The organism is Pseudodesulfovibrio sp. 7M6 (assembly GCF_050058625.1).
Taxonomy (GTDB): Bacteria; Desulfobacterota; Desulfovibrionia; order Desulfovibrionales; family Desulfovibrionaceae; genus Pseudodesulfovibrio; species Pseudodesulfovibrio salinus.
In genome coordinates, this window is sequence record NZ_CP188816.1 from 2,046,004 (window position 1) to 2,063,704 (window position 17,701).

Consider the following 17,701-nt stretch of genomic DNA (forward strand, 5'->3'; position numbering starts at 1 on the left):
CATGTACTACGATCCCGTGGAAGCTCTGGACCGCGATTCACTGGAAGCACTCCAGGTGGAACGCCTGAAAAAGACCATCGCCAACGCCCGCAAGTCCCCCTTCTACAAGGAACGGCTCAAGGATGTCGACCTTGACGAAATCACCTGCGTCGCCGATGTCGCCAAGCTGCCGCTGACCTCCAAGGACGACCTGAGAGGCGAGTATCCCTACGGTATGCTCACCCGACCCGTGGATGAATTCGTCCGCCTCCATGCCTCCAGCGGTACCACCGGGACTCCCACGGCCATTTTCTACACCCAGCGTGATGTTGACCGCTGGGCCGACCTCATGGCGCGCTCCATGTACTGTTGCGGCTGCCGCCGCTCGGACGTGCTGCAAAACACCTCGGGCTACGGCCTGTTCACCGGCGGACTCGGCATCCACTACGGCAGCGAACGCCTCGGCATGTTGACCATTCCGGCCGGAGCGGGCAACACCAAACGCCAAATTAAACTGATCCGGGACTTCAATGTCACGGTTCTCCACATCATTCCTTCCTTTGCCCTCTATTTTGCCCAACGCGTCCGCGAGGAAGGATTCGACCCCGCCGAGATGCCCTGGCGTATCGCCCTCATCGGCGCGGAACCCCACACCGAGGAAGTTCGGCGCAAGATCGAGGAGACCATGCACATCAAGTGCTACAACTCCTACGGCATGTCAGAGCTGAACGGCCCGGGCGTCGCCTTCGAGTGCGAGCACCAATGCGGCATGCATTTATGGGAGGACGCCTACATTGCCGAAGTCATCAACCCCGAGACCGGAAAGCCGGTCCCCGATGGCGAGATCGGCGAACTGGTGATGACTACCATCACCCGCGAAGGCATGCCGCTGATTCGCTATCGCACCCGCGACTTGACACGGATCATCCCCGGCCAGTGCGAGTGTGGACGTACCCACCGGCGCATCGACCGCATCCAGGGCCGTGCCGATGACATGATCATCCTCAAGGGCGTAAACATCTACCCCATGCAGGTGGAGCAGTGCCTGATGGCCATGCCGGAAGTCGGTCAGAACTACCTCATTGAGCTGTATACCGAGGGTGTCACCGACCAACTCAAGGTCAAGGTGGAAATCAAGGACGAATTCTTTGTCGAGGACATGCGCGTCCTGCAGGGACTCCAGAAAAAGATCGCCAAGACGCTGTGCAGCGAAATCCTGCTCACGCCGCGCGTGGAACTGGTTCAGCACGACTCCATCCCCAAGAGCACCGGCAAAGCCGTCCGCGTAGTGGACGGTCGGAAAAAATAACATGGATTACGTCTGGGCCATACTCTGCATCCTGCTGCTCTGCCTCTCCCAGACGCTGCAACTCTTCAGCCTGCCCGCAAACTGGGTGGCTCTGGCGCTCATTGCCCTGTGGAAGCTCATTTATCCGGCTTCTATGAGCTGGACCTATGTCATTATCCTTGTAGTGCTGGCCGCCATTGCGGAAGGGTTGGAATTTTTCCTCCAGGCCAGGTTTGCCGGACGCTACGGCGCGTCCACCCGGGGCAATATCGGCGGCATTGTGGGAGCCATTGTTGGAGCCATTTTCGGTGCGCCTTTCTTCCTGGGGCTTGGTGCACTTCTCGGCGCACTGGGCGGGGCCTGGCTCGGCTGCCTGCTGGCCGAGATGACCTGCCGCAGCGGTACCGATGCATTGCGCGCGGCAAAGGGCGCGTTCATGGGCAAGGCGCTGGGCTTCACGGTAAAGACCGCCATAGGCGCAGCCATCGTAGTCTCCGCAATTCCCAACGTCTGGCCGTAACAACCTTTCGGATTTCTACCCCAAAGGCCCCGGCAGCATGAGCTGCCGGGGCCTTTGGATTACTTCAGCATTCCTTTTTCCCTGAGATAGGCGATGACACGAGCAGACTCACCCGCAGCCATGGTCCCACCAAGCGAAACCGCTACGGTGATGGTTTCCAGTATCTCTTCAACCGTTGCTCCAAGTTGCAAGGCGTTTTCGGTCTGATACAGGATACAACCGCGGCAGCCGCGTACCAGTCCTCCCACCAGGGCCATGAGACGCTTGTTTTTGCCGCTTATCGCCCCATCCTTGTATGCTTCCTGATGCAGGGGATCATATGCTGCCGCGACCTCCGGCATTTGCTCCCGAAATATCCCCCAATTCTCTCCAATCATAGCTTTCAGATCAATCTGACTTTCCAACATGATACTCTCCTTGTTCTGTTTCGAGTATCCTGCCCGGTCTACACACATTCGACAAACGAATGCTTTTGATGCAAGATATAAGCATGAATGATGAGTTGCAATTATTGGATCTGGCCCCGGACGTCTTGCGAACCTTCGTCTGCGCGGCAGACGCCGGAAGCTTTACCCAAGCCGGCACCTTGGTGCATCGCACCCAGTCCGCCGTCAGTATGCAGATGAAACGGCTGGAGGAGGATCTGGGCCGTCCGCTCTTCCTGCGCCAAGGCCGAGGGGTTTCCCTTACCGAGGATGGCGAAACGCTTTACCGGTATGCCCAAAGAATGCTGGAACTGCACGAGGAAGCGCTGGCCGCACTGGCCGCCCCCCGCCTGGGTGGCGTTGTCCGGGTCGGAGCACCCGAGGACTATGCGGCACAGTTTCTGCCCCGGACGCTGAAGCGATTCTCGGCGGTTCATCCGGACGTTGAGGTACAGGTCTATTGCGACGCCACCCCGGACCTGATCTCACAGTTTGCAGCAGGCAATCTGGATGTGATGCTCACAACCGAGGAATACGGAGAAGGTCCCAACCGACGTAAGCTAGGGCTGGTCTGGATTGTGGCGGAAGATGGAGGACCGCTGAGAAAACGGCCGCTGCCTCTGGCGCTCTTTCACTCAGGCTGCCCGTATCGGCGCAATGCCCTGCTATCGCTCGAAGAGGCAGGCATGGCGTACCGTATTGCCTACAGCAGTCCAAGCATGGCAGGCGTTCTTGCGGCCGTGCAAGCCGGGCTGGCCATTGCTCCGGCTACCGAGAACTTCCAAGCTCCCGGATGCCGTCGGACGACCAGCCGAGACGGCATCCCGCCCATTGCTCCTGTCTCCGTGGGCCTTCATCTGGCAAACGGGACCAAAAACGAGGCTGCGGCCTCTTTTCACTCCTTTATTGCCAACGTGCTGCACATCGACATCTGAACTTCCATAAGTGTCAACTCCACGCTCATCCCATCCTTACCATCATTTCGTCGATTCCATAAAAAATCGAATTTTATTTCACAATAATGCCAAGCCATTTGCAATTCGATGCGTTTTCACCTTGTTTTATGACCGTATTGATCGGTTAGGTTGACCAAATGGCATTCATGTCATATGCCCCCAGTCGCAGCTACAAAAGTGTACTAACTAATAACGGACGCGCGTATGGCTCGCCCGTCCAAGCCAAGGATTCTTTGCATGCATAAACGAGAGACGTGGGGGTCCAGAACCGGGTTCATCCTGGCTGCCGTGGGCTCCGCCATCGGACTGGGGAACATCTGGCGCTTTCCTTACATGGTATACGAAAACGGCGGGGGCGCTTTCCTGCTCCCCTATTTCATAGCCATGCTGGTGGCAGGCATTCCCTTCATGATGCTGGAATTCGGGTTGGGTCACAAATTTCGCGGCTCGGCTCCCCGAATTTTCGCTTCCATCTCCAAGCGGGCCGAGTGGCTCGGTTGGTGGCAGGTCCTCGTGGCCTTCATCATTGCCTGCTATTACGTTGTGGTTATTGCCTGGACCATCAACTACTTCATATTCTCGTTCACTCAGGCCTGGACCAGCGACCCCAAAGGGTTCTTCTTCGGCTCCTTCCTGGGCCTGACCGATTCTCCCATGCATCTGGGCGGCGTGCAGTGGCCCATTCTCGGCGCAGCCGTCTTTGCCTGGTTTGTAGCCTTTGTCGCTGTTTTCACGGGCATCCGGGGCGGCATCGAACGCGCCAGCAAAATCTTCATGCCCCTGCTGTTCATCCTGGTGCTGGTCTTCATCGGTCGCGGTCTGATGCTGGACGGTGCCACAGAAGGACTGAATTGGTTGTTCCGGCCTGACTTCTCCGCTCTGACCAGCGGCAAGGTCTGGGCCGACGCCTTTGGCCAGATATTCTTCAGCCTCTCCGTCGGGTTCGCCATCATGCTCGCCTACTCCAGCTACCTGCCCAAGGACTCCGACGTAACCAACAACGCCTGCATGACGGTCTTCATCAACTGCGGATTCAGCCTGCTGGCCGGCATCATGATATTCAGCGTGCTCGGCTACATGGCCGCCCAGCAGGGCGTTGCCGTCAAGGACGTTGTGGCAAGCGGCGTCGGCCTGGCCTTCATCACCCTGCCCACCGCCATCAACCTGATGCCCATGCCGATATTCTTCGGTGCCCTCTTCTTCCTGGCGCTCATGTTCGCCGGGCTGACTTCCATGATCTCCATCACCGAGGCCGTGGTTTCGTCCGCCAAGGAAAAAATGGGCCTCAGCCGCAAGAAGGCGGCAATCCTGGTCTGCGGAGCCGGATGCCTCGGCACCATGGCATTCACCACGGGCGGCGGCCTGCTCCTTCTGGATATCGTCGACCACTTCATGAACAACTTCGGCATCCTTCTCGGCGGATTCGTAGAGATCATGTTCGTAGCCTGGTTCTGCAACCTTGAAGCCATGCGCTCCTACATCAACTCCGTTTCCGACTTCAGGATCAACAGCGCCTGGAATATCTGCCTGCGCTTCGTGACCCCCCTGATGCTGGCCGCCATCCTCATCTCCAACTTCATTGAGGACTTCGCCAAGAACTACGGAGGCTACTCCACGGAAGCCATCATGTTCTTCGGCTGGACCATGCTGCTGTGCGTTCTGGTTCTCTCCTTCTGCATCACGCTCTGGCGCAGCAATGGAGAACCGGCTGCCGTCGCGGCCTGCGAATCCATAAACAGGAGAGGTTAATCATGGAATTCTCTGCACTGCTGACCATGCTTATCGGTCTCGGCATTACCTGGGGCGGAGCATTCCTCTGCCTGCGTATCGCCATGCGTCGCGACTAACCGGCGCACCAAAACGTTACCAAAACAAAAGGGCTTGTCCGTAAACAACGGACAAGCCCTTTTCATTGGCAAAGGAAAAACTCAAGACAGCCTGCGCATCAATCCAGCAGCTTTTCGGACAGCACCTCGGCCGCCTTGCGGTATCCATACTCGATCAATTGCCCGGCCCTGTCGAAATCAAGCAGACTGCACAGGTTGGCCGGTATCTCTATGAGACAGTCGGGCGGATAGGCGGCAACCTTTAGCCGGGCGATGGTTCCCTGCATGGCATCAAAAGATTGGTAAAGAATGTTGTAGGCCTTGATGTCGGTCCTGCGGCGCGTGAGGCGCTCGCCGACGGCCCCCATGAAGTCGGTAATGGTCCGCGAGATGATGGAGCCGTCGTCATCATCAGCCTCGTTTTTATGGGGAGCAGGCAATTCCGCCCCATCTTCCTGCGGGGCGCAGAGATTGACGGCCACGGTCATGTCGGTCAAGGCACTGAAGGTTGGAGCTATCGGCACCGGATTGAGTATGCCGCCGTCAACGAGATCATCCCCGTCGAACCTGTAGGGCTGGAAAAGAAGCGGCAAGGAGATGGAGGCCTTTATGGCCTCAAAGATAGGCCCCTGCCGAAACCAGACCTCTTTGCGCCGGGTAATGTTGGCGGCCACGGCCGTAAAACTGACGTCCAGATCTTCTATCTGCCGCTCCCCGACAAGATGCCGCAATGTCTCGATGATCTTATCGCCCTTGATCAGGCCATCCGTTCCAAAGGAAAGATCCAGCAAGGCCAGGATATCCCCCTTGGTGACAGTGCGGACCCATTCCTCGTACTCATCCAGCTTGCCTATGGCATAAATACCGCCGACCAGCGCCCCCATGGACGTTCCGGCAATGGACTTGATCTCGCAGCCGTTATCCTCCAACCATCGGATAATGCCTATATGAGCCAGGCCCCGCGCGCCGCCGCTGCCCAGTGCCAATGAAACCGTTTTGCAATCCGCCATGTATCACTCCATGTTTGCTCAAAGGCATCGGAACCGACCGATGCAACGCCATATAGTAATACAGGACCAAGCGGCTGCCAAACGGTCAGGAGCGCGAACGATTGCCGGCAAGGGCCAGCGCGCCTCCCATGATGACCACAAAAAGGACCATGAAGGTCATGAACATGTCTTTTTGGGTGGCGCCCCAGATGATGTAGACGGATCCGACTCCGGCAAGAAACGGACAGATGAAACGGGAAAACGCTCCGAGATCGGTAAACGTGCGCATCACCCACAAGTAAAGTGAGATGTAGATAACATAGAGGATGGCGATGGGCAGTTCGGAAACATCCATGAAAGCGCCCCACCATCCGGCGAAGTTGCCGTACCAGACAACCAGCCAGCCACAGGAGAGCACGTAGCCGAGCAGTGCGGAATGCGTGGTGGCATTGGTGACGGGGTTGAGCTTGCTGAAAATATCGGGCCGGGGTCCCATGTTGCGCATGGCAATGGCGTACATGCCGCGCGCGGAGCCCATGATCAAGCCGTTCAAAGTGCCCAGGCAGGAAATGATGACAAAGACCGTCAGCAGGGTTCCGGCCGCGTTGCCGAAGACCATGGACATGACGTGTACCGGCGCGGCATCGCCTGCCGCAAGGACCTCGTCGTTGGTCAACACGCCGGATATGCCGAGATAATAGAGCATGTAGATGGCGGCAACGACAAAGGTACCGGCCACCAGTGCGCGAGGCAGCGTCCGCTTCGCGTCCTTCAGTTCCGCGTTGATGACCGTGGCGATGATCCATCCCTCATAGGCAAAGGCCGTGGACAGAGTGGCCACGGCCAGCCCGCCGCCTGAAGAGGCCACGGTGCCGGCGGAATGGGCGAAGTTCTCCAAGGTCTGTCCGCTGAGCATACCGGCCACGCCGCCTACCACGGCAACCAGTCCCAACGGGATCAGCTTGACCACTGTGGACGTGACCTGCCACTTGCCAGCCAGTACTGGGGAATAATAGTTGAGCAAAAAGAAACCGGTCAGATAGATGAAGGAGATGGGCCAGACAGAACCGGGCATGGCGAGAAGCCCCGCCGTATAGTTGGCCGAGACCCAGGCAAGCACCGCCACAAGCGTGGGATAATAGATGAAGGTGAGAAACCAGGCCACCATGTAACCGGCCTTTATGCCGTAGGCCGCCTCAAAGTAGTCCACAACGCCATTCACCTTTTCAATGCGGGTGGCGATCTTGGAAAAGACGTAGGCGGTGACTATCATAATGAAGCCGCCTATGAGCCAGGCCGTCAAAGCCGTGGAGAGGCTTCCGCCCGAAGCGTTGAGCACGTCATCCGCCTTGAAAAAGACACCAGAGCCGATGACGATGCCCACGACCATGGCGGCCGCGGTCCAGAACCCATATTTTTTTTGCAGGTTTTCCATTCATATTATCCATTTTTGATGGGGACAGTACTCCCCGTGATTTTCTTCGCGGAAAGTCATGAACAAAATTCGCAATATTGTCAATAGGGCAGTATGAAATATATCCAATCATTTTCAGTATATTCAATCATTCTGTTACAATGCTCCAATTACGCATTTCCCAAAATGAAACCTTTGACCAGAGCAAATCATTTTGGGTTGCGTCCGGCGCGGAATTGGGCGAATCTGTTTGCCCGTTGAGTAAGTCCCATTTGTGCCAACCAACCATCATGGATGCGACAAGAAATGAATGCCGATACCTTTCCTACTTACCGTGGCCGCATGGAATACTTCTGCCTTGGCTGCGGCAAGCGCTTTCCCACAGACGAGCTGCACTACACCTGTCCTGACTGCGGCGGCGTGTTCCTGCTCGACAACCTGGACTTCGACAAACTGAAGGAAACTCCGGCCGAGGAATGGCGCCGCATCTTCGATTCGCGCGCTGCTTCCAAAAAAACCGCACTGCGCGGCATTTTCCGCTTCTATGAGCTTATGGCTCCGGTGCTGGAGGAAGAGGACATCGTCTATCTCGGCGAAGGCAATACTCCGCTTATCGAATCCAGCCCCGAACTGAATGCACAGACTGGCCTCCGGACCGCCTACAAGAACGACGGGCAGAATCCGTCCGCGTCCTTCAAGGACCGCGGCATGGCCTGCGGCTTTTCATACCTGCGCGCCCTGATCCGCCAGCATGGCTGGGACCAGATCCTGACCGTCTGCGCGTCCACGGGCGATACTTCGGCAGCGGCTGCGCTGTACGCCTCCTACGTGGGCGGAGCCATCAAGTCCGTGGTCATCCTGCCCCACGGCAAGGTCACTCCGGCCCAGCTTTCCCAGCCGCTCGGTTCCGGCGCCGTGGTCCTGGAAGTGCCCGGCGTGTTCGACGACTGCATGAAGGTGGTCGAGCATCTGGCCGACAATTACCGGGTAGCCCTGCTCAACTCCAAGAACGCCTGGCGCATCCTCGGCCAGGAGTCGTACGCCTTTGAGTGCGCCCAGTGGTTCGACTGGGATCTTGCCGGGAAATGCATCTTCGTCCCCATCGGCAATGCGGGCAACATCACCGCCATCATGGCAGGTTTCCTCAAGCTGTACGACCTCGGCATCATCACCGCTCTGCCGCGCATCTTCGGCGTGCAGTCGCACCATGCGGACCCGGTCTACCGCTACTACTCGGTGGAGGACCCGAAGGAACGGGAATACCATCCGGTCAAGGTCAGCGCCTCGGTTGCGCAGGCCGCCATGATCGGCAACCCGGTCTCGTTCCCGCGCGTGAAGCACTTTGCCGAAAAATTCGAGGCCATAGGCGGCCACGACGCCTTCCAGGTAATCCAGGTGACGGAACAGCAGATCATGGATTCCATGATCCAGGCCAACCGCAACGGACACATCGCCTGCACCCAGGGCGGCGAGTCCTTTGCCGGAGCCAAACGCGCACTGGAACTGGGTCTGGTCTCGTCCGAAGAGCTGTGCATCCTCGACTCCACGGCCCACCAGCTCAAGTTCGTCAATTTCCAGACCATGTATTTTGAAAACACTTTCCCGCCCGAGTTCGGCGTCACCCCGGACATGTCGCTGGCAAACACGCCGGAACTGGTCATCTCCCCAGAGGAGAAGGACAAGCTGAGTGCCGAGGAATATACCCGGGTCACTGCCGAAAACGTGGTGGCCAAACTGGGCCTGGAAAAAAAGTAGCACCAACGCCCGCTTCGGCGGGATGATGCGCCCCCTGATCCCCTTCTAGTCCGTAGCCAAACGCTGCGAAAACAAAAGAAGACCGGGCGGATTAAGCGAAGAGGGAGGGCTTGATGAAGTTCTCCCTCTCCGTTTACCTGATCGCCGGAGACACCACATGAAGAAACAACGTGCGGATCAATTGCTGGCCTCCGGCGGCCATGTGGAAAGCCGGGAAAAGGCCAAACGCCTGATCATGGCCGGAAAAGTCCACTACATGGAGCGGGACCAAAAGGTGCCGGTAACCAAGCCGGGCCAACAGTTTCACGTAGAGACGGAATTCGTTGTCGCAGGCGAAAGCCGATTCGTCTCCCGAGGGGCCTACAAACTGCTCACCGCCATCGAGGAATTCAAACTCGATTTCTCGGGCATGGTGGCACTGGACGCCGGAGCATCCACAGGTGGATTCACCGACTGCCTGCTCCAGCATGGCGCGGTGCGAGTCCATGCCGCGGATGTCGGATACGGTCAGCTGCATGAAAAACTGCGCCAGGACGAACGGGTTATCAACCTGGAGCGGACCAACATCCGGCACGCCGGACCGGACCTGATTCCGGAGCCGGTAGACGTCATAGTGGCGGATGTCTCGTTCATTTCCCTGACCAAGATTCTCCCCGCCTGCCTGCAGTTCCTGCGCCCGGGCGGAGAACTGGTCGTACTCATCAAACCCCAGTTCGAGGTCGGCCCCGGCCAGACGGACAAGGGCGTGGTTCGTGATGAAGCCCTTCGGCAAGAAGCCGTGGAAATGGTTCTGGCCTTTTGTCGCGAGGAGCTGGGTCTCTCCGTACAGGGAGTCGTTCCTTCGAAAATTCTTGGTCCCAAAGGTAATCAGGAGTACATGGCGCACATGAAAAACCTTGCCTGAACATGATGCTCGTCGTATTGATCTCTACCACGATTCCGGTCAGTTAGAGGTCTGCCATGTTCCAAGGTTTCATCTTTGCCGTAATCTCGGCATCCGCATTTGCCTCACTGGCCGTATTGGTCAAGCTCGGCTATGACGCGGGGCTGGACGGAGCGGCCATGATGCAATGCCGCTTCACCTTCGGCGCACTCATTCTGGGTGTCGCCCTGTTCATAAAAGACCGCTCACTCCTGCGGATTTCCCGCACCGGCCTGCTTCACTGCGCCATTCTCGGCATGGTGATATACTGGCTGCAAAGCACCTGCTTCGTGAAGGCGCTGACAACCATCCCCGCATCCACCACCGCCCTGGTCCTATACGGCCACCCGGTGCTGGTGGCGCTGCTATCCAAAATGTTTCTGGGAATGCGCCTGGACAGGACCGTCATCTTTTCGCTGATCATGGTCGTATCCGGCTGTTGCCTGGTGTTCTATGACGCGTTCCTGCGAGAAGTGGAAGCAACCGGACTGCTTTACGCATTCGGTGCCATGACCTTCTTTTCGGGATATCTGGTGCTCTCGCAGGTCTGGCTGAAAGGACTCAAGCCACTGACGGCCACCTTCTGGGTCATGGTCTTCGCCGCAGTTGCCTTCAACATTTCCGGCGAGGCCTCGGCCTGGATTCACCCGACCGGGCCTTCCATGGCGATAGGGCTGACACTGGGGCTCCTGCCGGGAATGATTGCCCTCAGTCTGCTGTTTTTGGCCATTGAAAAGATCGGCAGTTCCTGGACGTGCATATTCTCTTCCATAGAACCGGTCGTAACACTGGGGCTGGCGGCCATCATTCTGGATGAGACGGTTGTCCCACTCCAGATGGGGGGTGCGGCGTTGATCGTTCTGGGCATAGTCATCCCCAATGTCCGCATCGCCATGCTCAGAGGCCGGACCGGGGAATAACTACCGGCTATTCAGCCAACCGGTCCATATGACGGGCCAGCATCTTGAGATGCGCCTTTTCCTCGCGCGCCAGTAGCTGTAGAGTATCCCGAGTCTCATCCTGCTCGGCACGCGCCGCACACCGCAGATAATAATCCATGGCCTGCGCCTCCACCATGGAGGCGAACTCCAGGATTCCCAGGTCCCCATCAAACGCCCCGGGGAACATCTCAAGAAAGCTCTGAAGATCCGTACCGCCCTCAGCCATATCCGAGGCGCCCGCCAGCGCCTTGACCTCGAATGCATCATAATCAGGCAGTTCGCCGGTCAGACGGCCATAAAGCGTATGCAACACATCCTTGTGCCTGTCCTCATACCCTGCGAGTTCCATGAACAACTCGATGCGTTCTTCGGTCTCGCCCAGATCGGCCCGCAAAACATAAAATTCCTGCAGACGACACTCCATGGCAAAGGCCATGAGCACGACGTCCTCCGAGGTCTCCTTGCCGGTAAAGGCGTGCATTCCGAGGTCCATCGGCCCAAAGGCTTCGGAACCTTCCCAGGCGGAAAAACCACCGACCATGTTGATGACCGGATCGAACCCCTGCCCTTCCAGTAATGACGCGGCCGCCATGGAACGACCTCCACTGGCGCAATAAGCTATCACGGGCTTGTCTTTTGAAATCTCATCCATTCTGTCCGGCAACTCGGACAGGGGCACAAGGCTCGCACCCGGCAGATGTCCATGCTCGTACTCACCCGGCTGGCGCACGTCCAACAGCGAGTATTCCTCCGGCTTGTGGCCATCCAGATACGCCCGCACCTCTTCCACCCCCATCATCCGAATTGATTTTGCCATGCGCTCCCCCCTACTGCGATTGCATAACGAATCACTGCAGAAATCATAGGACACAGGGTCCGGGAGCGTCAATACATAGGGATGGGCCAGCATGGCAAAATGGCGGCGAAAAGTACTGACAACACAACAAACCAGCAGGTATCCGCCCTGCCCCAGGAGAAATCCGGCTCCCATGCGTGATCGCGATCCAGCCTTCTTCCCGCAACGGCCAGCGTCCGGTTCCAGGTCAAACGCTTGAGGGGCAATCCAGACTATGGCTTGCGTGGAATAAAATAAAAATAAATCAAATGGATAAGTTGATTATTCGAGTGCACACAGTGCCGCTTTTGGTGCCCGGATATACTTTCGAGTACAAGGGGAGGGTCTGGGGTGGGGGGAAATATATCGAAGGCAGCGGGAATCAGGGGGGGTATCCCCATAATTTCTTTTTTAGATGTATCCTCCAAGCCTAGATGCTCAGAGTAAAATCCTAAAAAAAGTTGACGAGATAAATGAGGCCAACGGGATAATCGGGAAGCTTTTTGCCAGGTTAGGCAAGTTGCTTGTTAGTTCATCCGATAATCCCGTCCTGTCTAAACCATAAGATCGATCGAGGTCACTGCCAGAGCGTTTCCATACGCATTCTGCAGCGCTGCGGCTTTCTGGCCGCTGGTAGCCTCCTGTGCTGCTGCGGCTTCCTGGCCGCTGGCGGCCTCTTGTGCTGCTGCGGCCTGAGGCTGGTCGGTTTCCGGCGCGACGGCCACAGGTTTGGTGTCCGGCTCAAGTCCGGTCACGGACTGTTCGCCTTCAGCTTTTGCCTGAGCCTCGGACGCGGCCTCGTCCAAGCTCTCATCCACTGTCTGGGGCGAGGTTTCGTTCTCCAAAGCCTTCTGGCTTTCAGTGGCCATGGCCTCATCGGCCTTTTTCTCAATGTCTTCCTTGATTTCGTCGAGTTTATCGGAGTTTCTGTCCCCCTCCTCTTTATCAACTAAGGAATTGACAGCCTTAACGGCATCCTTAGCGTAACTCGGGTCACCAGACATCTCCACAAGTTTGCGGTATTGGGACACCACGGCCTGCATTTGGTCGCGAAAGGAATTCTGCAAGGCCAGGCCTGTCTTGAGTCCGGCGATGTAGCGTGAATCCTTCCGGTGGGCGTGGACGAAATGCCCGCCGCTCATATGGAAGGAATCCCGAACGGCTTCATGGATGGAATCCCGAGCGTCATTATGCGTATCAGCAGCTTCAACACTTTTGGTCGTGTCGGCTGCCTGCTGATTCATCCTCCCCAGCTTAAAGAGGGGAGTTGTTTTCTGTGCGCTTTCGATGCCAAACAGATCCATAATGACCTCCAGATGCCAAACTACCCATTACTTATATCGACATGCGTTCATATATCTTTAGGGCACCTGAAAAAAAGTTCGATCACAACCCTTTCTTTTTCTCAATCCACTTGTCCACCACGGGAGGATCATACTCTACGAAGCGTTTGATGAGTTCGCCGGGGGACGGACTGGTCAGGACTATGCTCCGGTGGACGGACATGAGAAAGCCTTCCTCGACCATGCCGTCCATGTGCTCGGCCAGGCAGGTGTAGTAGCCGTTCACGTCCAGCAGACCGCACGGCTTGGCGTGGTAGCCGATCTGGTTCCAGGTCAAATGCTTTAGGGGTGATGCATATCTTGGTCAATATTTACAAAGAATTTTAAATCAACCAATTAGAGCGTATGGTGAGTGGTTGCTCACTTCCCTTTTTAGAGCTTTGATATACGTTGATATACATTATGAGTGCAAAGGGATGCCCTGAGGTGGTTTGGGGGTATATCCCATTAAATCACTTCTCTCTACTCGAAGGGCTTCGAAATTTCTAGCGGAAGGGATAGGATCATCATTATCCAGACGTAATACCACATTATATCATGTAGTTACCATTTGATCGACCAGCCTCTTTGGCCCAGTATTCTGTACCAGTTTCAATGGGTGTCTTGCCTACACTACGCATGTTAAGTATGAGGCTGTTGATGTCTTCTAATCGACAACACCACAGGTGGTACAAATGATTGCCTTTCTCAAATCTTTGCTGTTCTTCCCCCTGATGTTCCTGCGCGGCATTCTTCAATGGGTTCTTCGCCTGTTCGCAGGGCTTACTCTCCTCGGTGGGATCGGGATGCTTATCGCTGCCTACGGCTTCGATGCCAAGCTTCAATGGTACATACCTTGGATCATCTTGGGCTGGTCGTTCGTCTTCTTCTTGGTAAGCTGGTTCTACGACATCATCTTGCTTAAGTTGAACCCTCACCCTGATACCGTCCTCTTCTTGGACTAAACCGGAGAGAGAAGATATGGACTTCGATCTAACGCAAGTATCGTTGACTAGCGTCATCACTGTGGTTGGATCAACGGGGGTATTGTCTGCTCTTTGCACACATTTTTTTGGTATGTTCCGTGACTGGCGAAAAGACAAGAAAGAACATGCAAGAAGGGCTTCCTATGCTGCATTGCGTTTAGCTGTCCTGCTCGAAACATATGCTATAGAGTGTGCTAGGCGAATCGAAGAAGTGAAAATGAGCCTTGCCTCAAACGGAAGCTACGGAGAACTCCATGGGCGGTTACCGAAGATACCACCATATCCAGATGAAATTGACTGGAAATCATTAGATTCTTTCCTTGTGGATGAAGTCTTATCATTCCCCAATCAAATCCTTGTGAGCAACGATATTACGACCAGTGTTGCTGAAGATTTTTTCCCAGAAGAACCTGAAGAGGCAACCGCTGAATGCCTAATGCACTGTGGCTACCGTGGGGTTCAGGCATGGAAGATTTCTACACAGTTGCGTAAACGGTATGGTCTGAAGTCCCGCAATGTCCTTTCTGATAGCTGGAACATGCTTCAATGTCTTGAAGTCGAGGAGGCCAAGTACCATGACCAGCAGCAAACTTGGAGAGAGTGGAAAGACAAGAACTTCGCTGCGTGGGACAAGTAGTCCTAAAGATATGGAAACAAAGTCTGAGAGGGGAAGTACGTATCTCGACTGGGCTGACTTCACCCATTAGTTTTTTTCCACACCCACCATGGAAATGGATAACCCTTTCATTCCATTAAGATCACATCCGGCTTTGACATCAGACCTACCAAGCTAATTTTTCCCACCAAGCTCTTACTTTTTCAGAGGTATCTCAATTGAGTATACCCAACTTGGACAATCTCAGCGGGCTGAATAGCTGTCGATCTAGGGTTTAAGAAAGGTTAAATTGACACCCTGTTCACCTGAGGCTTAACCACAAATAGCCAATGAAGACAGAAAACCAAAAGGACCCGCCGGGAAACCGGCGGGCCTTTCATTCTGGATATTCTATGTGTTACAACCCTTTCTTCTTCTCAATCCACTTGTCCACCTGCGGCGGATCATACGTCTCGAACTGATCCAGCAGCCCGTCCGGGGTGGCATCGGTCAAGGCCATGCGGCGGTGCTCCTGTACGAAGAATCCGTTCAGGATTCCATGCGATCCATGTGCTCGGCAAGGCAAGTGTAAGCATCCCTTCACGTCAGGCCGCCCGCACGGCTTGGCATAATCCCCCAATTGGTTCCACGTCTTTTGCCCGAGGTTCCGTATCACGGCCAACGGCATCACCGTCAGTCGAGCAGCCAGTCCACAGCCTCGGCCAGCAAGGAAAGCAGCGTAGACTTCCCACTTCCGTTGGCTCCAACCAGCCCCATCAGTGCCCCTTACGAAATCCGCAAAGAGATATCCTGCAATGCGATCCCGCCAGTGGCGTAGGTATAGCCGAGTTTGTTCAGATATAGCATCGTATCCCCCAGAGCAAAGGTGGCTCACGCGTTGCCTATAGCCGGACTGCGCGTCACCCCATAAAAAAGGCCCCCGCAGAAGCGGGGGCCCAAACCTTACACGGTCATTTGCAGGGCTAGAACGTGTAGCCGATGGAAAGGCCGGAAGCCCACGTCGTGCCGTTGTTGAAGTTTACATTGAAATAAGAACCGTTGTTGGGATTCTGAATGGGCACGCCGTAGCGTTCCTTGGTGGTTATATACATCGTGGACAGGTCGGCAGTCCAATTATCCCACTTGAAACCGAGGCCGCCGGAGAAAAGACGGCGGTCATTGGCCGGGAGCATGAACGAAGCATGGGTGGCGCGGGTAGGCGTCTGGTCATAAACATAGCCGGCACGCAAAGCCAGCCAGTCGGTCGCCCAGTATTCGGCACCGAACTGAAAACGCCATGTATTTTTGTAGTAAAAGTCTTCCTTACTGTCGATCACGCCGCTGTAATGCATCGCATCAAGGGATTCCCATCTGGTGTGCACCACATCGAACTCGAAAGTCCACTTGTCCGTCGGCTTGTAGGCCACTCCCAACGCATAGCTCCCCGGCAGCGTGGCTTCGATATCCTGATTGGTATCGGTGTATGCGGACGCCAGGTCGTTCTGGCCGGAACCAGAGGTGTGGATTTTCATCGGCGCACGCCAGACAAACCCCATGGAGATATCATCGGTGATATCATAGTTCATGGACAAGTTGCCGCCGACGGCATATCCGACCGTATCGGCGCTGATAACCTTGTCACCGAATCCCTGGTTGATCGTTTTCTTCAGCGCGATGGACCCGCGCAGCACCTCCAGGCCGATGGCCATGGAAAAATCGTCCGACAGCTTGAACGCCATGGTAGGTGTGACGGAGGTGGACTCCAGGTCCACATACTGCAAAGAGCCACGTCCGATCCAGTTATCGTCATACTCTGTGCCGAGCCCATAGCGGGTAAACATACCGACACCGAGCCAGACCTTGTCGTTATCCGCCATCTGCTGGGAGTAGTAGGCATGGGGAACCACAAAGAGATTGGCCTTGGTCTTGTTCTTGTTGCCGTTGACGTCAACGGTGGACTGCGGAGAAATAACCGTGGCACCGACAAGAGTGCTCTTGCCCGGCAGCTTGGTCATCAGCGAAGGGTTGGTGGCTATGACGGAAGCGTCCACGCCCTGGGCATAGCCCGTGGTACCCATGGCCAAGCCACGGTTGCTCCATTCATACAACGCAAATCCACCCGCATGGACACTCGAAACCAACATTGAAAAACACAAAAAAAGGCCGACGGCAACCGGCGCAAAAAAACGTTTCATCCTTCCCCCTGGCGGCCACCATCCTATTTCCGGTGGCTGTCTGCCCGATACAACGGCTTCACGCATAAAGCTCCCCAGCCGTTTGTGTCGGAGTCAATTTAAAATCTGCACAAACTGGCGGGTTATAACCGAGCTATATTTTTTTGTAAACATCGCATGATAATTTATCCATTAAAACAGCCGTTTGAACGGAATATCCTACCGCACACTCTGCCCGGCATGAATATGGCAAGCCTAATGGCGCGGCAAAATTTTCGTTATTTTGGAGTTGAGCATGTTCCCCAAAACGGATGTGAAGGAAAAGAGTTTTCACGGCCTGCTCGCCATTGGAGGCCTTGCCGGTATTGTGGAGGGATCGATCCGATACGGATTCACACTGCACACGGTGTTTCCGGGCATGGCACTGACCGTTGTGGCGGCCTTTATCGGCGCCTTTTGCGGTTTTTTTCTAAAGGATCTGGTGCGATGGATGCACGGCGTTCCGCCTTATAGAGGCATCAACAACGACGGCTGGATGATGGGTGCTTTTCTGGGATGTTTCCTGGGCACGCTCGTGCAGGTGGCAAACAGCGTCAATGGGGCCAATCTGGTGATCGGATGTGTGGTGGGAGCCTTCCTGGGCGGCATGGCCGGGGCACTTCCCGATGAATTCATCACTCCGATCTTGGAATTGATGCGCAAGGAAGAAGGCCCCACCCTGCCCCCCGAGGAAGAACGCTTCTATATGAAATAGAAAAGGCCCCGACGGTTTCC

Annotated in this window: 19 protein-coding genes; 11 read left to right on the plus strand and 8 right to left on the minus strand. The window is 55.7% G+C overall.

Annotated elements, in window-relative coordinates; genetic code table 11:
• Position 1: 1 nt before the first annotated feature.
• Both ACI0FG_RS09830 and ACI0FG_RS09835 read left to right on the plus strand, forming a co-directional pair.
• Positions 2-1,288 (plus strand): phenylacetate--CoA ligase family protein, encoded by a 1,287-nt coding sequence (locus ACI0FG_RS09830; RefSeq protein ID WP_419784818.1) that lies wholly within the window; start codon positions 2-4, stop codon positions 1,286-1,288.
• A gap of 1 nt (position 1,289) precedes the next feature.
• Entirely contained in the window at positions 1,290-1,787 is a 498-nt protein-coding gene (locus tag ACI0FG_RS09835) for a DUF456 domain-containing protein (protein WP_419784819.1), read from the plus strand.
• Between the two features lie 59 nt (positions 1,788-1,846).
• Here ACI0FG_RS09835 and ACI0FG_RS09840 read toward each other — a convergent pair whose 3' ends face one another.
• Positions 1,847-2,194: a carboxymuconolactone decarboxylase family protein gene (locus ACI0FG_RS09840; RefSeq protein WP_419784820.1), complete on the minus strand. Its 348-nt coding sequence runs from the start codon at positions 2,192-2,194 to the stop codon at positions 1,847-1,849.
• A gap of 83 nt (positions 2,195-2,277) precedes the next feature.
• Here ACI0FG_RS09840 and ACI0FG_RS09845 point away from each other — a divergent pair, with 83 nt between their 5' ends.
• The 3 genes from ACI0FG_RS09845 (at position 2,278) to ACI0FG_RS09855 (ending at position 5,015) form a co-directional block, all read left to right on the plus strand.
• Positions 2,278-3,147 carry a LysR family transcriptional regulator gene (locus tag ACI0FG_RS09845; protein ID WP_419784821.1) on the plus strand — a complete coding sequence of 290 codons (870 nt, stop codon included), beginning with the start codon at positions 2,278-2,280 and terminating at the stop codon, positions 3,145-3,147.
• Positions 3,148-3,405: 258 nt separating this feature from the next.
• On the plus strand, positions 3,406-4,917 hold the full coding sequence (locus ACI0FG_RS09850) for a sodium-dependent transporter (RefSeq protein WP_419784822.1): 1,512 nt from the start codon (positions 3,406-3,408) through the stop codon (positions 4,915-4,917).
• A gap of 2 nt (positions 4,918-4,919) precedes the next feature.
• The gene (locus ACI0FG_RS09855) at positions 4,920-5,015 is read left to right on the plus strand and encodes a MetS family NSS transporter small subunit (protein WP_419784823.1); all 96 of its coding nucleotides are present in this window, start codon (positions 4,920-4,922) and stop codon (positions 5,013-5,015) included.
• A 98-nt stretch (positions 5,016-5,113) separates the two neighbouring features.
• Here the strand turns inward: ACI0FG_RS09855 and ACI0FG_RS09860 are convergent, their stop codons facing one another.
• Both ACI0FG_RS09860 and ACI0FG_RS09865 read right to left on the minus strand, forming a co-directional pair.
• Positions 5,114-6,004, minus strand: coding sequence for a patatin-like phospholipase family protein (locus ACI0FG_RS09860; RefSeq protein ID WP_419784824.1), 891 nt, complete (start codon positions 6,002-6,004; stop codon positions 5,114-5,116).
• An 85-nt stretch (positions 6,005-6,089) separates the two neighbouring features.
• Positions 6,090-7,418: an APC family permease gene (locus ACI0FG_RS09865; RefSeq protein ID WP_419784825.1), complete on the minus strand. Its 1,329-nt coding sequence runs from the start codon at positions 7,416-7,418 to the stop codon at positions 6,090-6,092.
• 285 nt (positions 7,419-7,703) lie between these two features.
• Here ACI0FG_RS09865 and thrC point away from each other — a divergent pair, with 285 nt between their 5' ends.
• The 3 genes from thrC to ACI0FG_RS09880 all read left to right on the plus strand — a co-directional run bounded on the left by thrC (position 7,704) and on the right by ACI0FG_RS09880 (position 10,994).
• Positions 7,704-9,152, plus strand: a complete 1,449-nt coding sequence (gene thrC / locus ACI0FG_RS09870; protein WP_419784826.1) for a threonine synthase — start codon at positions 7,704-7,706, stop codon at positions 9,150-9,152.
• A gap of 157 nt (positions 9,153-9,309) precedes the next feature.
• Positions 9,310-10,056 carry a TlyA family RNA methyltransferase gene (locus ACI0FG_RS09875; protein ID WP_419784827.1) on the plus strand — a complete coding sequence of 249 codons (747 nt, stop codon included), beginning with the start codon at positions 9,310-9,312 and terminating at the stop codon, positions 10,054-10,056.
• 56 nt (positions 10,057-10,112) lie between these two features.
• A complete protein-coding gene (locus ACI0FG_RS09880) occupies positions 10,113-10,994 on the plus strand; it encodes a DMT family transporter (protein ID WP_419784828.1) in 882 nt (293 codons plus the stop codon).
• A 7-nt stretch (positions 10,995-11,001) separates the two neighbouring features.
• On the opposite strand, the gene ACI0FG_RS09885 is transcribed toward ACI0FG_RS09880, so the two are convergent.
• The 3 genes from ACI0FG_RS09885 to ACI0FG_RS09895 all read right to left on the minus strand — a co-directional run bounded on the left by ACI0FG_RS09885 (position 11,002) and on the right by ACI0FG_RS09895 (position 13,470).
• Complete coding sequence (locus ACI0FG_RS09885; protein WP_419784829.1) at positions 11,002-11,832, minus strand: rhodanese-like domain-containing protein; 831 nt, start codon at positions 11,830-11,832, stop codon at positions 11,002-11,004.
• Between the two features lie 572 nt (positions 11,833-12,404).
• The gene (locus ACI0FG_RS09890) at positions 12,405-13,154 is read right to left on the minus strand and encodes a hypothetical protein (RefSeq protein WP_419784830.1); all 750 of its coding nucleotides are present in this window, start codon (positions 13,152-13,154) and stop codon (positions 12,405-12,407) included.
• 82 nt (positions 13,155-13,236) lie between these two features.
• Positions 13,237-13,470: an LOG family protein gene (locus tag ACI0FG_RS09895; RefSeq protein ID WP_419784831.1), complete on the minus strand. Its 234-nt coding sequence runs from the start codon at positions 13,468-13,470 to the stop codon at positions 13,237-13,239.
• A 397-nt stretch (positions 13,471-13,867) separates the two neighbouring features.
• On the opposite strand from ACI0FG_RS09895, the gene ACI0FG_RS09900 reads away from it, so the two are divergent.
• Positions 13,868-14,137 carry a hypothetical protein gene (locus tag ACI0FG_RS09900; protein WP_419784832.1) on the plus strand — a complete coding sequence of 90 codons (270 nt, stop codon included), beginning with the start codon at positions 13,868-13,870 and terminating at the stop codon, positions 14,135-14,137.
• Between the two features lie 16 nt (positions 14,138-14,153).
• Positions 14,154-14,795 carry a hypothetical protein gene (locus ACI0FG_RS09905; protein WP_419784833.1) on the plus strand — a complete coding sequence of 214 codons (642 nt, stop codon included), beginning with the start codon at positions 14,154-14,156 and terminating at the stop codon, positions 14,793-14,795.
• 651 nt (positions 14,796-15,446) lie between these two features.
• Here the strand turns inward: ACI0FG_RS09905 and ACI0FG_RS09910 are convergent.
• Positions 15,447-15,530, minus strand: coding sequence for an ATP-binding cassette domain-containing protein (locus ACI0FG_RS09910; RefSeq protein WP_419788380.1), 84 nt, complete (start codon positions 15,528-15,530; stop codon positions 15,447-15,449).
• Between the two features lie 206 nt (positions 15,531-15,736).
• Positions 15,737-16,897 carry an OmpP1/FadL family transporter gene (locus ACI0FG_RS09915; RefSeq protein WP_419784834.1) on the minus strand — a complete coding sequence of 387 codons (1,161 nt, stop codon included), beginning with the start codon at positions 16,895-16,897 and terminating at the stop codon, positions 15,737-15,739.
• A gap of 325 nt (positions 16,898-17,222) precedes the next feature.
• Here ACI0FG_RS09915 and ACI0FG_RS09920 point away from each other — a divergent pair, with 325 nt between their 5' ends.
• Positions 17,223-17,681 carry a hypothetical protein gene (locus ACI0FG_RS09920; RefSeq protein WP_419784835.1) on the plus strand — a complete coding sequence of 153 codons (459 nt, stop codon included), beginning with the start codon at positions 17,223-17,225 and terminating at the stop codon, positions 17,679-17,681.
• Positions 17,682-17,701: the final 20 nt, after the last annotated feature.

What these genes read in the sequence shown, in the direction of transcription:
- ACI0FG_RS09915 (WP_419784834.1), bottom strand. Translation starts at nt 16,897, where the DNA reads ATGTTGGTTTCGAGTGTCCATGCGGGTGGATTTGCGTTGTATGAATGG.
- ACI0FG_RS09905 (WP_419784833.1), top strand. Translation starts at nt 14,154, where the DNA reads ATGGACTTCGATCTAACGCAAGTATCGTTGACTAGCGTCATCACTGTG.
- ACI0FG_RS09855 (WP_419784823.1), top strand. Translation starts at nt 4,920, where the DNA reads ATGGAATTCTCTGCACTGCTGACCATGCTTATCGGTCTCGGCATTACC.
- ACI0FG_RS09865 (WP_419784825.1), bottom strand. Translation starts at nt 7,418, where the DNA reads ATGGAAAACCTGCAAAAAAAATATGGGTTCTGGACCGCGGCCGCCATG.
- ACI0FG_RS09900 (WP_419784832.1), top strand. Translation starts at nt 13,868, where the DNA reads ATGATTGCCTTTCTCAAATCTTTGCTGTTCTTCCCCCTGATGTTCCTG.
- thrC (WP_419784826.1), top strand. Translation starts at nt 7,704, where the DNA reads ATGAATGCCGATACCTTTCCTACTTACCGTGGCCGCATGGAATACTTC.
- ACI0FG_RS09840 (WP_419784820.1), bottom strand. Translation starts at nt 2,194, where the DNA reads ATGTTGGAAAGTCAGATTGATCTGAAAGCTATGATTGGAGAGAATTGG.
- ACI0FG_RS09890 (WP_419784830.1), bottom strand. Translation starts at nt 13,154, where the DNA reads ATGGATCTGTTTGGCATCGAAAGCGCACAGAAAACAACTCCCCTCTTT.
- ACI0FG_RS09875 (WP_419784827.1), top strand. Translation starts at nt 9,310, where the DNA reads ATGAAGAAACAACGTGCGGATCAATTGCTGGCCTCCGGCGGCCATGTG.
- ACI0FG_RS09850 (WP_419784822.1), top strand. Translation starts at nt 3,406, where the DNA reads ATGCATAAACGAGAGACGTGGGGGTCCAGAACCGGGTTCATCCTGGCT.
- ACI0FG_RS09835 (WP_419784819.1), top strand. Translation starts at nt 1,290, where the DNA reads ATGGATTACGTCTGGGCCATACTCTGCATCCTGCTGCTCTGCCTCTCC.
- ACI0FG_RS09885 (WP_419784829.1), bottom strand. Translation starts at nt 11,832, where the DNA reads ATGGCAAAATCAATTCGGATGATGGGGGTGGAAGAGGTGCGGGCGTAT.
- ACI0FG_RS09830 (WP_419784818.1), top strand. Translation starts at nt 2, where the DNA reads ATGTACTACGATCCCGTGGAAGCTCTGGACCGCGATTCACTGGAAGCA.
- ACI0FG_RS09860 (WP_419784824.1), bottom strand. Translation starts at nt 6,004, where the DNA reads ATGGCGGATTGCAAAACGGTTTCATTGGCACTGGGCAGCGGCGGCGCG.
- ACI0FG_RS09920 (WP_419784835.1), top strand. Translation starts at nt 17,223, where the DNA reads ATGTTCCCCAAAACGGATGTGAAGGAAAAGAGTTTTCACGGCCTGCTC.
- ACI0FG_RS09880 (WP_419784828.1), top strand. Translation starts at nt 10,113, where the DNA reads ATGTTCCAAGGTTTCATCTTTGCCGTAATCTCGGCATCCGCATTTGCC.
- ACI0FG_RS09910 (WP_419788380.1), bottom strand. Translation starts at nt 15,530, where the DNA reads ATGGGGCTGGTTGGAGCCAACGGAAGTGGGAAGTCTACGCTGCTTTCC.
- ACI0FG_RS09845 (WP_419784821.1), top strand. Translation starts at nt 2,278, where the DNA reads ATGAATGATGAGTTGCAATTATTGGATCTGGCCCCGGACGTCTTGCGA.